This is a genomic window from Patiriisocius sp. 208BN25-11 (assembly GCF_058147145.1).
The window spans coordinates 1-237 of record NZ_JBYVJY010000138.1 but is presented as its reverse complement, the minus strand read 5'-3'; the positions used below and the strand labels follow the sequence as shown (position 1 = coordinate 237).

At 40.1% G+C, this 237-nt stretch carries 1 protein-coding gene; it reads right to left on the bottom strand.

Translation table 11 applies throughout. The annotated features are described in order from the left end of the window. A partial coding sequence (locus ACY2RS_RS15885) for a S41 family peptidase (protein WP_490099625.1) occupies positions 1–237 on the bottom strand: 237 nt, incomplete at both ends.

Genomic DNA, 237 nt, shown 5'->3' with positions numbered 1-237 from the left:
TCTTAAATGATTCTTGTCTATTACTTTTTTACTTTCTATCTGAGGGGGAATTCCATAGCCAACAAATTCCTTTCCATTAGACAGGTAGTCTCTTTTTGAGCAAATTTGAACGCCTCCTTCTCCAGGCAATTCGCATCCGATTGGATTTCCGGTTGACCCAGCTGTAGGTCTTCCAATCACGAATCCTCTTTCTGTATTCAAAAATGCTGAAACAAAGTCTTCTGCTGCTGAATACGT